This window comes from Citrobacter freundii complex sp. CFNIH4 (genome assembly GCF_002934505.1).
Taxonomy (GTDB): Bacteria; Pseudomonadota; Gammaproteobacteria; order Enterobacterales; family Enterobacteriaceae; genus Citrobacter; species Citrobacter freundii.
The window spans coordinates 3,015,814-3,031,583 of record NZ_CP026231.1 but is presented as its reverse complement, the minus strand read 5'-3'; the positions used below and the strand labels follow the sequence as shown (position 1 = coordinate 3,031,583).

Annotated in this window: 12 protein-coding genes; 6 read left to right on the top strand and 6 right to left on the bottom strand. The window is 55.1% G+C overall.

The genetic code is table 11. From position 1 onward, the window contains the following. The first annotated feature begins 49 nt into the window (after positions 1–49). From purL to glnB, 5 genes are all read left to right on the top strand, one after another. A complete protein-coding gene (purL, locus tag C2U41_RS15530) occupies positions 50–3,937 on the top strand; it encodes a phosphoribosylformylglycinamidine synthase (protein ID WP_103848603.1) in 3,888 nt (1,295 codons plus the stop codon). Between the two features lie 635 nt (positions 3,938–4,572). Beyond that, positions 4,573–6,003, top strand: coding sequence for a two component system sensor histidine kinase QseE/GlrK (gene qseE, locus C2U41_RS15525; protein ID WP_003847077.1), 1,431 nt, complete (start codon positions 4,573–4,575; stop codon positions 6,001–6,003). A 22-nt stretch (positions 6,004–6,025) separates the two neighbouring features. Continuing rightward, the gene (gene qseG / locus C2U41_RS15520) at positions 6,026–6,769 is read left to right on the top strand and encodes a two-component system QseEF-associated lipoprotein QseG (protein ID WP_103848602.1); all 744 of its coding nucleotides are present in this window, start codon (positions 6,026–6,028) and stop codon (positions 6,767–6,769) included. Then, entirely contained in the window at positions 6,769–8,103 is a 1,335-nt protein-coding gene (gene glrR, locus C2U41_RS15515; RefSeq protein WP_308457690.1) for a two-component system response regulator GlrR, read from the top strand. Before qseG ends, glrR begins: the two co-directional genes overlap by 1 nt. A gap of 60 nt (positions 8,104–8,163) precedes the next feature. Next, positions 8,164–8,502 (top strand): nitrogen regulatory protein P-II, encoded by a 339-nt coding sequence (gene glnB, locus C2U41_RS15510; RefSeq protein ID WP_002914032.1) that lies wholly within the window; start codon positions 8,164–8,166, stop codon positions 8,500–8,502. Positions 8,503–8,603: 101 nt separating this feature from the next. Here the strand turns inward: glnB and hmpA are convergent, their stop codons facing one another. Continuing rightward, a complete protein-coding gene (gene hmpA, locus C2U41_RS15505; RefSeq protein WP_049002473.1) occupies positions 8,604–9,794 on the bottom strand; it encodes an NO-inducible flavohemoprotein in 1,191 nt (396 codons plus the stop codon). 326 nt (positions 9,795–10,120) lie between these two features. Between hmpA and glyA the strand changes: the two genes are divergently transcribed. Beyond that, on the top strand, positions 10,121–11,374 hold the full coding sequence (gene glyA / locus C2U41_RS15495; RefSeq protein WP_003037627.1) for a serine hydroxymethyltransferase: 1,254 nt from the start codon (positions 10,121–10,123) through the stop codon (positions 11,372–11,374). Positions 11,375–11,466: 92 nt separating this feature from the next. Here glyA and hcaD read toward each other — a convergent pair whose 3' ends face one another. Genes hcaD through hcaE form a run of 5 tightly spaced genes read right to left on the bottom strand, consistent with a single transcriptional unit; the run spans position 11,467 to position 15,684 of the window. After that, positions 11,467–12,669 (bottom strand): phenylpropionate dioxygenase ferredoxin reductase subunit, encoded by a 1,203-nt coding sequence (hcaD, locus tag C2U41_RS15490; protein ID WP_103848600.1) that lies wholly within the window; start codon positions 12,667–12,669, stop codon positions 11,467–11,469. A gap of 9 nt (positions 12,670–12,678) precedes the next feature. Continuing rightward, a complete protein-coding gene (gene hcaB / locus C2U41_RS15485; RefSeq protein WP_016150771.1) occupies positions 12,679–13,491 on the bottom strand; it encodes a 3-phenylpropionate-dihydrodiol/cinnamic acid-dihydrodiol dehydrogenase in 813 nt (270 codons plus the stop codon). Next, positions 13,488–13,808, bottom strand: coding sequence for a 3-phenylpropionate/cinnamic acid dioxygenase ferredoxin subunit (gene hcaC / locus C2U41_RS15480; RefSeq protein WP_003838408.1), 321 nt, complete (start codon positions 13,806–13,808; stop codon positions 13,488–13,490). The genes hcaB and hcaC overlap by 4 nt, the downstream gene beginning before the upstream one ends. Continuing rightward, positions 13,808–14,326: a 3-phenylpropionate/cinnamic acid dioxygenase subunit beta gene (gene hcaF, locus C2U41_RS15475; RefSeq protein ID WP_103848599.1), complete on the bottom strand. Its 519-nt coding sequence runs from the start codon at positions 14,324–14,326 to the stop codon at positions 13,808–13,810. Before hcaF ends, hcaC begins: the two co-directional genes overlap by 1 nt. After that, a complete protein-coding gene (gene hcaE, locus C2U41_RS15470) occupies positions 14,314–15,684 on the bottom strand; it encodes a 3-phenylpropionate/cinnamic acid dioxygenase subunit alpha (RefSeq protein ID WP_103848598.1) in 1,371 nt (456 codons plus the stop codon). Before hcaE ends, hcaF begins: the two co-directional genes overlap by 13 nt. Between the last annotated feature and the right edge of the window lie 86 nt (positions 15,685–15,770).

Below are 15,770 nucleotides of genomic sequence, written 5' to 3'. Positions count from 1 at the left end.
GCCCGTTTCCCCACTTGGGCACACCGAAAGCTTAGAAGACGAGAGACTTATGATGGAAATTCTGCGTGGTTCACCTGCACTGTCTGCATTCCGTATTAACAAACTGCTGGCACGTTTTCAGGCTGCCAACCTCCAGGTCCACAATATTTACGCCGAGTACGTCCATTTTGCCGATCTGAATGCACCGTTAAATGAAGATGAGCACGCGCAGCTTGCACGCCTGCTGAAATATGGTCCTGCTCTGCAAAGCCACGCCCCGGAAGGAAAACTGCTGCTGGTTACGCCTCGCCCTGGCACCATCTCCCCGTGGTCTTCTAAAGCGACTGATATTGCCCACAACTGCGGTCTGCACCAGATTAGCCGCCTGGAACGTGGCATTGCCTGGTATGTAGAAGCCTCTACACTGACCGCTGAGCAATGGCAGATGGTGGCCGATGAACTGCACGACCGCATGATGGAAACGGTTTTCTCTGCGCTGAACGATGCCGAAAAACTGTTTGTCCATCACCAACCGGCGCCGGTCTCCAGCGTTGATCTACTGGGTGAGGGACGTCAGGCGCTGATCGACGCTAACCTGCGTCTGGGTCTGGCGCTGGCGGAAGACGAAATTGACTATCTGCAGGATGCGTTCACCAAACTGGGGCGCAACCCGAACGACATTGAACTGTACATGTTTGCGCAGGCCAACTCCGAGCACTGCCGCCACAAGATTTTTAACGCCGACTGGGTTATCGACGGTAAACAACAGCCTAAGTCGCTGTTCAAGATGATCAAGAATACCTTCGAAACCACGCCGGACCACGTGCTGTCTGCCTATAAAGACAACGCCGCGGTAATGGAAGGTTCTGAAGTGGGCCGCTATTTTGCCGATCACAAAACCGGCCGCTACGATTTCCATCAGGAACCAGCCCACATCCTGATGAAGGTAGAAACTCATAACCACCCGACGGCTATCTCTCCGTGGCCAGGTGCGGCAACCGGCTCCGGCGGAGAAATCCGCGATGAGGGTGCAACCGGTCGTGGTGCAAAACCGAAAGCCGGGCTGGTAGGCTTCTCCGTCTCCAACCTGCGTATTCCTGGCTTTGAACAGCCTTGGGAAGAGGACTTTGGTAAGCCGGATCGTATTGTCACCGCGCTCGACATCATGACTGAAGGCCCGCTGGGCGGCGCGGCGTTTAACAACGAATTTGGTCGCCCGGCGCTGACCGGCTACTTCCGTACCTATGAAGAAAAGGTCAACAGCCATAACGGCGAAGAGCTGCGCGGTTACCATAAACCGATCATGCTGGCAGGCGGGATCGGTAACATCCGTGCCGATCACGTGCAGAAGGGCGAGATCGTCGTTGGCGCCAAGCTGATCGTCCTCGGCGGCCCGGCGATGAACATTGGCCTTGGCGGCGGGGCAGCCTCCTCTATGGCTTCCGGCCAGTCTGATGCCGATCTTGATTTCGCTTCTGTACAGCGTGATAACCCGGAAATGGAACGTCGTTGCCAGGAAGTTATCGACCGTTGCTGGCAGATGGGTGATGCGAACCCAATTCTGTTTATCCATGACGTTGGCGCGGGTGGCCTGTCTAACGCCATGCCGGAGCTGGTAAGCGATGGCGGTCGCGGCGGTAAGTTCCAGCTGCGCGATATCCTCAGCGATGAGCCGGGTATGAGCCCGCTGGAAATCTGGTGTAACGAGTCACAGGAGCGCTACGTGCTGGCGGTTGCTGCTGACCAGCTTCCGCTGTTCGATGAGCTGTGTAAGCGTGAACGCGCGCCGTACGCGGTCATCGGTGAAGCTACCGAAGAACAGCATCTGACCTTGAGCGACAGTCACTTCGACAACCAGCCGATCGACATGCCACTCGATGTGCTGCTGGGTAAAACACCGAAAATGACCCGCGATGTGCAGACGCTGAAAGCCAAAGGCGATGCACTGGATCGTAGTGAAATCTCGATTGCAGATGCGGTTAACCGCGTGCTGCATCTGCCGACTGTCGCGGAGAAAACGTTCCTCGTGACTATCGGTGACCGTACCGTTACCGGTATGGTGGCGCGTGACCAGATGGTTGGTCCATGGCAGATCCCGGTCGCCAACTGCGCGGTCACTACCGCAAGCCTCGATAGCTACTACGGCGAAGCGATGTCTCTCGGCGAGCGCGCGCCAGTCGCATTGCTCGACTTCTCAGCCTCTGCGCGTCTGGCTGTAGGTGAGGCGCTGACCAACATTGCGGCAACGCAGATTGGCGATATCAAACGCATTAAACTGTCGGCCAACTGGATGGCGGCTGCAGGTCACCCTGGCGAAGACGCCGGACTGTACGAAGCGGTAAAAGCCGTTGGGGAAGAATTATGTCCGGCGCTTGGCCTGACCATTCCGGTGGGCAAAGACTCTATGTCGATGAAAACCCGCTGGCAGGAAGGCAACGAACAGCGTGAAATGACCTCGCCGCTGTCGCTGGTGATCACCGCCTTTGCCCGCGTGGAAGATGTGCGCCACACCATTACCCCGCAGCTTTCTACTGAAGATAACGCCCTGTTGCTGATTGACCTTGGTCTGGGTCACAACGCGCTTGGTGCGACGGCGCTGGCGCAGGTTTACCGTCAACTGGGGGATAAGCCTGCCGATGTGCGTAACGTAGCGCAACTGAAAGGCTTCTACGACGCCATTCAGGCGCTGGTCGCACAACGTAAGCTGCTGGCCTACCACGATCGCTCCGACGGTGGCTTGCTGGTGACGCTGGCGGAAATGGCCTTCACTGGTCACTGCGGTATTGAAGCTGATATCCACTCTCTGGGTGAAGATCGTCTGGCGGCGCTGTTTAACGAAGAGCTGGGCGCGGTGATTCAGGTTCGCGCAGGTGATCGTGAAGCGGTTGAGGCGTTGCTGGCTCAACATGGCCTGGCCGATTGCGTGCACTATCTGGGGAAAGCCGTGCAGGGCGACCGCTTCGTGGTCGAAGCAGATGGTCATGTGGTGTTCAGCGAAAGTCGCACCACGATGCGTATGTGGTGGGCGGAAACCACCTGGCAGATGCAGCGTCTGCGCGATAACCCGGAATGCGCCGATCAGGAACACGACGCTAAAACCAACGATGCCGATCCGGGTCTCAACGTCAAACTGACGTTCGATATTAACGACGATGTTGCCGCGCCGTATATCGCCACCGGGGCGCGTCCGAAAGTGGCCGTGCTGCGCGAGCAGGGCGTGAACTCCCACGTTGAGATGGCAGCAGCTTTCCACCGTGCGGGCTTTGACGCCATCGATGTACACATGAGCGATCTGCTGGGCGGACGCATCGGCCTGGGTAACTTCCAGGCGCTGGTAGCCTGCGGCGGCTTCTCATACGGCGATGTACTCGGCGCAGGGGAAGGTTGGGCGAAGTCAATTTTGTTCAACAACCGCGTGCGTGATGAGTTCGAAACCTTCTTCCATCGCCCGCAAACCCTGGCGCTCGGAGTGTGTAACGGTTGCCAGATGATGTCTAACCTGCGTGAGCTAATCCCCGGAAGCGACCTGTGGCCGCGCTTTGTGCGTAACAACTCCGACCGCTTTGAAGCCCGCTTCAGCCTGGTCGAAGTGACGCAAAGCCCGTCTTTACTGCTTGCCGATATGGTGGGGTCGATGATGCCGATTGCCGTTTCTCACGGTGAAGGTCGTGTGGAAGTGCGTGACGGTGCGCATCTGGCTCAGCTTGAGAGCAAAGGTCTGGTGGCACTGCGCTACGTCGATAATTTCGGTAAGGTGACCGAGGCTTACCCGGCTAACCCGAACGGTTCGCCGAACGGTATTACTGCTGTGACCACTGAAAATGGTCGCGTCACCATTATGATGCCGCACCCGGAACGCGTGTTCCGTACCGTGAGCAACTCCTGGCACCCGGAAAACTGGGGCGAGGACAGCCCGTGGATGCGTATCTTCCGCAACGCGCGTAAACAGCTTGGATAATTAGCCTATGATCATCAAGCCCCTCTTCGTGAGGGGCTTTTTTTGTCTGCCGCCTGATGACGCTACGCTTATCAGGCTTACGGGGAAATGCGGTTGTAGGCCGGATAAGGCGTTCACGCCGCTATCCGGCAATAAACTCAGCGCTTGCACCTAAAAGTAAAGTGTCGGGAAATGCCGACATAGGTAAGGTTACATTGTCGCCAAAAAGAGACATTTAATTATTTGATTTAAAACGAATTTATTTTTAAGTGTTACAGGTGTTGCTGATTGGCGACGGTGTGGGTGAAAAATGGACAATATCATTTCTCATATAAATAATCATATTTTCTATATTTATCATTGTGTTAATAAAGTGTTTTGAATATTGGCACAGATGCTGCATAATATTAACCAGTGGCTCATTCACCTTCTTATGTCAGCCCCTTCGGGACGTGCTACATAAACTTCGAATGACGCACAACAAGGTGCCTGCCGTCCAACATCTGATATTAGCGAAGCTCATATCAACCTCCGGGCGAAACGTCGAGTTAGGCACCGCCTTATTCCACAACAAAGCCGGGTTAATCCCGGCTTTGTTGTATCTGGCGTTCCCCTCAGTTAGCATCAACCTATTCCTGTCCATTGAGAGTAACGCCTTGAAGCGCTGGTCAGTTTTCCCCCGATCTTTACGTCAATTGGTGATGTTGGCATTTTTGCTGATCCTGTTGCCGTTGTTAGTTTTGGCCTGGCAGGCATGGCAAAGTCTGAATGCCCTGAGCGCGCAGGCTGCGCTGACGAACCGCACCACGCTGATTGACGCCAGACGCAGTGAAGCGATGACCAATGCTGCGCTGGAGATGGAGCGCAGCTATCGGCAATACTGTGTGCTTGATGACTCAACGTTGGCCAAGGTCTACCAAAGTCAGCGTAAACGCTACAGTGATATGCTGGATGCGCATGCGGGGGTGTTGCCAGATACCAAGCTCTACCAGGCGTTGCGTCAGGATCTTAACGATCTCGCGCAGTTGCAGTGTAAAAACAGCGGTCCTGACAGTGTGTCGGCTGCACGGCTGGAAGCGTTCGCCAATGCCAATACCGAGATGGTGCAAGCGACGCGTACCGTCGTCTTTTCTCGTGGCCAGCAGTTACAGCAGGAAATAGCCGAACGCGGGCAGTTTTTTGGCTGGCAGGCACTGGTGCTGTTTCTCCTTAGCCTGGCGATGGTGCTGTTGTTTACCCGTATGATTATCGGTCCGGTGAAGGGCATCGAACGGATGATCAACCGTCTGGGAGAAGGGCGCTCGCTGGGCGATAGCGTATTATTAACTGGGCCCCGTGAGCTGCGATCCGTGGGGCAGCGTATTATCTGGTTAAGCGAACGCCTCTCCTGGCTTGAGTCGCAACGGCATCAGTTTTTACGCCATCTTTCTCATGAGCTGAAAACACCGCTGGCGAGTATGCGTGAAGGTACCGAATTGCTGGCCGATCAGGTAGTGGGCCCGTTAACACCGGAGCAAAAAGAGGTGGTCGGCATCCTCGATGACAGCAGCCGCAACTTGCAAAAACTGATTGAGCAACTTCTCGATTACAACCGCAAGCTGGCGGATGATGAGGCTGAGCTTGAAAGTGTGGAAATCGCGCCGCTGGTGGAAAGCGTTGTTTCTGCGCATAGCCTGCCCGCTCGCGCCAAAATGATACATACTGATGTTGCGCTTGCGGTGAACGCCTGCCTGGCGGAACCGATGCTGTTGATGAGCGTGCTGGACAATCTTTATTCCAATGCGGTGCACTACGGCGCTGAATCCGGTAACATTTGGATCCGCAGCAGTTTGCATGGATCAACGGTATACATCGATGTAATGAATACCGGCACACCGATCCCTGAAGCAGAACAGACCATGATCTTCGAGCCTTTTTTCCAGGGTAGCCATCAGCGAAAAGGGGCGGTAAAAGGAAGCGGGTTGGGGCTAAGCATTGCCAGAGATTGCATTCGCCGTATGCGGGGCAAACTGTATCTGGTTGATGACCACGCGCAAAACGTTTGTTTTCGCATAGAACTGCCGCTAGCTGCTGCGAAAAATCACTAAAATAAACCTAAGTCTGGTGAGTATGCCATACGTTGTTGCCCGAATGCTTAAACGACATTTTCTTCATCGCGTCATCCTCGCAAGCCTGCCGTGCCTGGCACTGGTTGGTTGCGTCCCGAACGCGGTGAATCATATTATCGGCGATCCTTCGCAGGAGAAAATTCCGCCTAATCAACTGGCGGACTACCTTGCAACCGACTGTACGGATATCTGGTCGCTGTCTGGCCAGTCCACAGAAACCAACCCGCTGTACTGGCTGCGGGCGATGGACTGTGCCGATCGCATGATGCCGGTACAGGCGCGCAGTGAAGCCAGTGCTCAGCTCACGGATACCTGGCAGGGCGCTTTCAAACGCGGGATCCTGCTTGATAACGCCCGCATTACCCCGCCTGAACGGCGAGAGGCAGTTACGCGTCTCGACGCGTTAAGCCCACAAATTCCAAGTCAGGTTCGACCGCTTTATCAGGCCTGGTTCCGTAATCAAATGTTGCAGTTACAGCTTGCCGAAGAGCGCCTGCGCTACAGTAAGCTCCAGCAGTCGTCAGACAGCGATCTCGATACGCTGCGTCAACAGCAACAACATTTGCAGTCCCAGCTCGATCTCACGACCCGCAAGCTGGAGAATCTGACCGATATTGAGCGCCAGCTTTCAACGCGCAAACCTGCCGGTAGCTACAATCCTGATGCGCCGCACGGGAACGATAAACTCACTACGCCTGATAACGAAGAAGGCGCAGCGCCGTCTGCCGATGAGGTTACGCCATGATAAGCCGTAAGCCCGCGCATCTGCTGTTGGTGGATGACGATCCGGGCCTGTTGAAATTACTTGGAATGCGACTGACCAGCGAAGGCTACAGCGTCGTGACCGCGGAAAGTGGGCTGGAAGGTTTACGGGTACTGAACCGTGAAAAAGTGGATCTGGTTATCAGCGATCTGCGCATGGATGAAATGGACGGCATGCAGCTGTTTACTGAAATCCAGAAAGTGCAGCCGGGCATGCCGGTGATTATCCTGACCGCTCACGGCTCCATCCCGGACGCCGTTGCGGCGACCCAGCAAGGGGTGTTCAGTTTTCTCACTAAGCCAGTCGACAAGGATGCGTTATATCACGCGATTGACGGGGCGCTGGAACAGTCTGCGCCTGCTACTGATGACAGTTGGCGTGAGTCCATTGTCACCCGCAGCCCGCTGATGCTACGTCTGCTGGAACAGGCGCGAATGGTGGCGCAATCGGATGTTAGTGTCTTGATCAACGGCCAAAGCGGAACCGGGAAAGAAGTTTTCGCCCAGGCTATTCACAACGCCAGCCCGCGCAGCCACAAGCCCTTTATTGCCATTAACTGTGGCGCGTTGCCGGAACAACTGCTGGAGTCTGAACTGTTTGGTCATGCGCGCGGCGCTTTTACCGGCGCGGTGAGTAATCGTGAAGGGTTGTTTCAGGCCGCGGAAGGCGGCACGCTTTTTCTCGATGAGATTGGCGATATGCCTGCACCGTTACAGGTGAAACTGCTGCGCGTATTGCAGGAACGAAAAGTCAGACCGTTGGGCAGTAACCGCGATATCGACATTGATGTGCGGATCGTTTCTGCGACCCACCGCGATTTACCCAAAGCGATGGCTCGGGGCGAATTTCGCGAGGATTTGTACTATCGCCTCAACGTGGTGAGCCTGAAGATCCCTGCGCTGGCCGAGCGTACGGAAGATATTCCGCTGCTGGCGAACCATCTGCTACGCCAGTCTGCTGAACGGCACAAACCGTTCGTACGCGCCTTTTCAACCGATGCCATGAAGCGGTTAATGACCGCCAGCTGGCCGGGCAACGTGCGTCAACTGGTCAACGTAATTGAGCAGTGCGTGGCGTTGACCTCTTCGCCAGTGATCAGCGACGCGCTGGTGGAGCAGGCGCTGGAAGGGGAAAACACCGCGCTGCCGACATTTGTTGAGGCGCGTAACCAGTTTGAGCTCAACTATCTGCGTAAGCTGCTGCAAATCACCAAGGGCAATGTGACTCACGCGGCAAGAATGGCGGGGCGCAACCGCACCGAATTCTATAAGTTGCTTTCTCGACACGAGCTGGATGCAAACGATTTCAAAGAATAAATCTGCGGATTATGTTAGCTTTATTCGATCAAAAGACAGGCGACCTTTTCAAGGAATAGCATGAAAAAGATTGATGCGATTATTAAACCCTTCAAGCTGGACGACGTCCGCGAAGCGCTGGCAGAAGTCGGTATCACCGGGATGACGGTAACGGAAGTGAAAGGCTTTGGCCGTCAGAAAGGCCATACCGAGCTGTACCGTGGCGCGGAATATATGGTGGATTTTCTGCCGAAGGTAAAAATTGAAATTGTGGTTACCGACGACATCGTCGATACCTGCGTCGACACCATTATCCGTACTGCCCAGACCGGCAAGATCGGCGACGGTAAGATTTTTGTCTTCGACGTGGCTCGCGTTATTCGTATTCGTACCGGTGAAGAAGACGACGCGGCAATCTAAGCCGCGCCGTTAATTTGTCGGCCTGACAAGCGTAGCGCATCAGGCCGAGTGATTGCCGGATGGCGGCGTAAACGCCTTATCCGGCCTACTCGCGTAATACATTACAAGACTTTATGCGGACCGAAGCATTCGTAATGAATGTTCTCGTTTTTCACGCCCAGGCCGACCAGCTGCTTCGCGGCGAACTGCATGAAACCAACCGGACCGCACAGATAAAACTGCATCGCCGGATCGCTGATTGCGCTTTCCAGCTTGTTCAAATCCATCAGACCTACGCTATCAAACGCACCTTTCGCGCGATCGGCTTCGGTTGGCTCACGATACCAGGTGTGCGCACTAAAGCGTGGCAGCGTTTTGCCGAGTTCATTTACTTCATCAGCGAAGGCATGTACATCGCCATTTTCTGCCGCGTGGAACCAGTTAACCTGCGCCGTATGCTTCGCTTTCGCCAACGTGTCCAGCATCGCCAGCATTGGGGTTTGTCCCACGCCTGCGGAGATCAGAGATACCGGGGTGTCGGTCGCGACGTCCATAAAGAAATCGCCCGCAGGTGCGGCCAGGTGAACAACGTCGCCAACATTCGCATAGTTGTGCAGCCAGGTGGAAACCTGACCACCGTCTTCACGCTTAACGGCAATACGATAGCCTTTGCCATCAGGTTTACGGGTCAGTGAGTACTGACGAATTTCCTGATGCGGGAAACCTTCCGGCTTCAGCCAGACGCCCAGGTATTGTCCCGGATGATATTCAGCTACTGCGCCACCATCGACAGGTTCAAACTCAAAGCTGGTGATCAGTGCACTGCGTGGGGTTTTTGCCACGATGCGGAAAGGACGGGTACCTTCCCAGCCGCCATTTTTATTGGCATTTTCGCTATAGATTTGCGCTTCACGGTTGATGAAAACGTTCGCCAGTACGCCATACGCTTTACCCCACGCATCCAGAACTTCCTGGCCTGGGCTGAACATTTCGTCCAGCGTTGCCAGCAAATGACCACCCACGATGTTGTACTGCTCTGGTTTAATCTGGAAACTGGTATGCTTTTGCGCGATTTTCTCAACCGCTGGCAACAGTGCCGCCAGGTTTTCGATATTGCTGGCATACGCGGCAATCGCGTTAAACAGCGCCTCGCGCTGATCGCCATTCCGCTGGTTACTCATGTTGAAAATTTCTTTCAGCTCTGGGTTATGCGTAAACATGCGATCATAGAAATGTGCGGTCAGCTTCGGACCTGTTTCAACCAGCAGGGGAATGGTGGCTTTCACTGTAGCGATGGTTTGTGCGTCAAGCATACGGTCTTCCTTTATCTGAGACTTTAATGATGTATGTCAAATACATCTTATAAAAAATACCCCTGCATTGTAAATGGTTCTTTGTAACTTTGCGTTGTAAAGGTTACATCGTGAAAAATCTGCATCACAAACCTGAAAAGAAATCCGTTGAAATTCAGCAGACCTTTGTTCTCCAAAGCCTTGCGTGCCGTGAAGGTAATCGTTTGCGTAAAATCCTTTGTCAAGACCTGTTATCGAAGAATGATTCGGTTATACTGTTGGCCGTCGTCCAACGGGACTGCCTTTTTAGGCCGAAATTCTATTGTTAGCTGAGTCAGGAGATGCGGATGTTAAAGCGTGAAATGAACATTGCCGATTATGATGCCGAACTGTGGCAGGCTATGGAGCAGGAAAAAGTACGTCAGGAAGAGCACATCGAACTGATCGCCTCCGAAAACTACACCAGCCCGCGTGTTATGCAGGCGCAGGGTTCTCAGCTGACCAACAAATATGCTGAAGGTTATCCGGGCAAACGCTACTACGGCGGTTGCGAGTACGTTGATATCGTTGAGCAACTGGCTATCGATCGTGCAAAAGAGCTGTTTGGCGCTGACTACGCTAACGTACAGCCGCACTCTGGTTCTCAGGCTAACTTCGCTGTTTACACCGCTCTGCTGCAACCGGGCGATACCGTTCTGGGTATGAACCTGGCACAAGGCGGCCACCTGACTCACGGCTCCCCGGTTAACTTCTCCGGCAAACTGTACAACATCATCCCTTACGGTATTGATGAGTCCGGCAAAATTGACTACGAAGACATGGCGAAGCAGGCCAAAGAGCACAAACCGAAGATGATCATCGGTGGCTTCTCTGCTTACTCCGGCGTTGTTGACTGGGCAAAAATGCGTGAAATCGCTGACAGCATCGGCGCATACCTGTTCGTCGATATGGCGCACGTTGCGGGTCTGATTGCCGCTGGTGTTTATCCGAACCCGGTTCCACACGCACACGTTGTGACCACCACCACCCACAAAACCCTGGCGGGTCCACGCGGTGGCCTGATCCTGGCGAAAGGCGGTGACGAAGAGCTGTACAAAAAACTGAACTCTGCTGTGTTCCCAAGCGCGCAGGGCGGCCCGCTGATGCATGTGATCGCAGCGAAAGCCGTGGCGCTGAAAGAAGCGATGGAGCCTGAGTTCAAGGTTTACCAGCAGCAGGTTGCTAAAAACGCCAAAGCGATGGTGGAAGTGTTCCTGAACCGTGGTTACAAAGTGGTTTCTGGCGGTACTGAAAACCACCTGTTCCTGCTGGATCTGGTTGATAAAAACCTGACCGGTAAAGAAGCTGATGCCGCGCTGGGCCGCGCTAACATCACCGTTAACAAAAACAGCGTACCGAACGATCCGAAGAGCCCGTTTGTGACTTCCGGTATCCGTATCGGTTCTCCGGCAATCACTCGCCGTGGCTTCAAAGAAGCGGAAGCGAAAGAGCTGGCTGGCTGGATGTGTGACGTGCTGGACAACATCAATGACGAAGCCGTAATCGAGCGCGTCAAAGGTAAAGTTCTGGATATCTGCGCACGCTTCCCGGTTTACGCGTAAGCCATACTGATTGCTGGATGGCGGTGTAAACACCTTATCCGGCCTACAGGTAACTCACATGTAGGCCGGATAAACGAAGTGCCATCCGGCAGTTATATTGACTTAAGCAAGATTGTTTCATCGACTAAAGCCGCCATTGGTGGCTTTTTCTTTGCCTGAATCCATTTTCTCAATAAACGTATTTCTCGGCCCTGATTCAACGTTACTGCGCCGACAATCACGCCATTCTGCAGGTTAAACCATATTGCTTTATGCGCATCTGAATGGCCGCGTATGAACCAGTTTTCTCCCTGCATATCGCCAACAAATTGTAGGTTGTCATTAAATTGGTCGGTCCAGAACCAGCCAGGTGTCTTCTCCGGCAACGGCAGATTTAGCATTGCGGCGGCGGCAATCTGTGCCTGAAAATTGGCGTTTTCCCAGCTTTCCATGCGTACTAACGAACCGTCGGGCTTGCGCGTTATCGCTACATCACCGGCGGCGAAAATGTCCGGATCGGAGGTGGTGCAGGCGCTATCAACGATAATGCCGTTCGCCGTCTCCAGCCCCGCTTCGCGGGCCAGCGCATCATTGGCCACGATACCGATGCCGTAAACCATCACATCGGCCAGCAGCGTCTCGCCGTTTTGCAGCGTCAGCGAGAGACACTCTCCCGCTTCGGCGTGTTCAATGGCGCTGTTGAGTAACACCCGCACGCCCGCCTGCTGGTGGCGGGCAAGCAGGTAGTCGCGCACCGGAGCAGGTGCGTTACGGCCCATGACCGTTGGTGCCAGCTCCACCACTGTCACCTGACAGCCTCGTTGAGTCGCGCTGGCCGCCAGTTCCAGACCAATGGTGCCCGCACCGACAATGACAATCGACTTACCCGGCAACAAAGTGCCGCGCAGGCGCTCGGCATCAGCGGCATGACGCAGAGTAAAGCATCGATCGCCCAGCTTATCTAACAGCGGAAGGGGGCGTGCCGCAGCGCCCGTCGCAATCAGTAGCCGATCCCACGGATAACTCTGCCCATCAGCCAGCACCAACTGATGCGTTTGGCGGCCGAGCGTCTGTACAGTAACACCCAGATGCAGCTGTACGTTGTGTTCCCGCCACCAGCCAGCGGGGAGTATCGGCTGAAGTTGCGGATTGTCGTCCAGCAGCATCGCTTTGGAGAGCGGTGGGCGTTCATAGGGCTGATGCTGCTCATCGGAAAACAGGTGTAATTCGCCGTCAAATCCCTGCTGGCGCAGTGCGGCAGCAGCCATAGCAGCAGCCTGGCCGCCGCCGACGATAGCGATAGTTTTTTGGTTCATAACGCCTCCTCAGAGATCCAGTCCGGCGGCAACGTGACGAATACCGCGAATACCCAGACCGGCGTCGGCATTGATCATTACGCCACTTAATGTGCGGTTGTTGCGTTTTGACGCCAGCATCACATACGGACCGGTAAAATCCGCAGGCTCAGGGAAAAACTGTAGCGGCAAAATAGCGGCGATTTTTTCTGGCGTCAGCGACTGCATAATCGATGTATCGTTTTGTCCCAACGCCTGCGGGCCGCGTAGATCTGTCGCCATACCGCACGGACCGACACCGTTAACACGTACCTTTGGCGCCAGCTCGTAGGCCAACTGGCGAATCAGCCCGGTAGCCGCATGTTTAGAGGCGGTATACAACGGCCCGCCGCCGCCGGGATACCACGACGCATTGGACAGGGTAAAGATGATGCTGCCTTCGCTGGCGATAAGTGCCGGGGCGCAGGCTTTCGCCCCCAGCAGATAACCCAGCACGTTGACGTTAAACAGCTCATGAAAGCCGCTCTCCAGTGCGTCTGCAGGCGTATTGACCAGCGAGGCGTTGTGATCCCATATGCCCGCATTACCGATAAAACAGTCCAACGTACCGTAATTCATCAGGATTTGATCCACCGCGCGCTGATAGTCGGCGTAGCAGGTGACGTTGCCTTCCACAGCCAGCACATGTTCGCCAAAGCGCTGACGCAGACTGGCAACTTTAGCTGGCGACAGTTCCAGCGTGGCGACCCGCGCACCTTCTTCGATGAAACGCTCGACCAGCGCCAGGCCAAGACCGGAGCCGCCGCCAGTGATAAAGACCACGTTATCGCGTAAATCGCTCATCTGGCGTCCTCCGGAATATCAACAAACACATCGCTACCGTCCACATATACTGCGTAGGTGGTTAGCGGATCGGTGGCGGGTAAACACAACGCCTTGCCGGTTTTCAGGCAGAAGCTGGCGGCATGCAGTGGGCATTCCACCGTAGCGTCTTCTTCCAGATAGCCTTCCGACATCGAGGCGTTACCGTGGCTACAGCGATCGTTAATGGCATAGAACTCGCCGCCAACGTTGAACAGCGCGATGACGGGCGAGGTATCAAGCCGGAGCGCTTCACCCTCCGGCAAATCCCCTACAGGGCAGGCAAATACACGGCTCATCAGAACAGTACACTCAGGTTATGGGAGGTGATCACCGCTTGATCCAGCACGATCTCACGCGCCAGTAAGCGCCACTCATCGCCGGGCAAACGACGGACTTTGTCCACGCGCGTGCCGACGTAAAACGTCTCGTCCCGCTCTTTTTGCGCGCGATACAGCAGATAGTTGAGGCGCACGGCGAACACGTCGGGCACGTCGGTTTCGCTGATTTGTAAGTTACTAATCAGATGACGGGTACGCGACGGCGGTTCTTCCGCCCAGGCCATGCCGGTTTCCAGCCGCGCGATGCGGCGCTCAAGCTGGTCTTTGTTGTCGTTGAAAATCCAGGTAGTCGGCGGCTGCACGCCTTTGCGACGGTCGCGCGTCTGGGCGTTCACCGTGGTACGCATGGTGTAGCGAATGTCGTCATCCAGCTGCGCCAGCCAGTCGCGAAACTGCCAGTCGTCGAGCATACGCGCTTCTTCATACAGAAACTGGCTGATGCGATGATGCAGTTCGAGAGAAACTAAAGTGCCCATTTCATCACCTCCTGCTGGTAGGCGGCGGTTTTCTCGTGCACTTCCTGCCAGCTTTCGCTGCTGAGCAAATCGGCCCAGCGTTGGTACATGCCACGCGCGGCGGTTTCAGAAAAGATGTAGTTGGTGATCCCCGGAATGCCGTCTTCACGACGTTTCTCCTGGCCAAGCCCCATTTCCAGACACAATTTCGTGTTGCGTGCGCGATGACCTTTCAGCAGTTTTTGAATTTCACACCAGTTTTCCGAGTCGTCCTGCTCCAGGAACCCGGCGGGGCCAAAAGCCCGCGTGGCGCTGTTTTCAAACGCGGCTTTCACTTCATCAGAGGCGGCTTTATCGGTAATACAGAACGCCCACACCTCAACCTGGTCCGGCCCACGCGGGTGCCAGACGCGCAGCGTGGCGGTACCGTTGAGCCAGGAAAGCGTGGGGAAAATGTTGTTGTGACCGGCCAGACGCAGGGCGCGAACTTTACCCAGACGCTGCTCGGCTTCCGCGTAGGTGTCGCGGTAGTAGCTGGAGACCTCACCGTCGACCCAGACGTTGGCATCGGGATTCTCAGTAAAGAAAAATCCGCTGCCGTGCCCATCCTGACCGAACTGTAGCGCGTCTTTGGCAGTTTCCCACACCGGGCGGGCGGTCTGACCATCGCCGAGGCGCTTATCGCTACCGTCGTCTTTCGCTCCCAGCACCTGCACCGCAGAGGCATGGCTGAACAGCGCGTGATACTGGTCGCTGGCAAACTGTTCGGCGGGGAATTTCCAGTTGCAGTCGATGGTCCACTTCTGGACGCCACCGACGATTTCGGTGCCGCCTTCACGACGATCGAGTACGCCGTCGAGATACCAGGCGATGTCGCCGAGATAATCGCCAAGCGCAGGCGCGGAGGTATCCCAGTTACCGAAAATCAGTCCCTTGTAGCTCTCCACGCCAGGCACTTCGTTCAGCCCCCAGTGCGATTTGCATAAACCTTGCGGATAAGCGCGCGGCTCCAGCGGGACGTCGATCAGCTCGCCGTTAATACCGTAAGACCAGCCGTGATACGGGCAGGTGAAGGCGCGGGTATTGCCGCAGTCGGCGTAGCTGACGCGCATCGCACGGTGGCGACACTGGTTGAGAAACGCTTTGATGCTGCCGTCTTTCTGGCGAATCACCACCACCGCATCCTCGCCCATGTAGGTGTTAAAAAAATCACCGGGTTTGGGGATTTGGCTTTCGTGGGCGAGAAATAGCCAGCAGCGTCCGAAGATGCGTTCCAGCTCCAGTTGGTAAATTTCAGGGTCGGTATAAATTCGTGGGGTTACGCGACCGTTTTGCGTGTCGATCAGTTGGTAGATGTCTAAATTTGAGGGTGTGGTCATATTTTTTAATCCTGAAAGCTAAGATGTATTGACCTTCTTTTTTTGTACCCTAAGGATGTTGCTGGTTAGTTATCAATCTGTGAAAT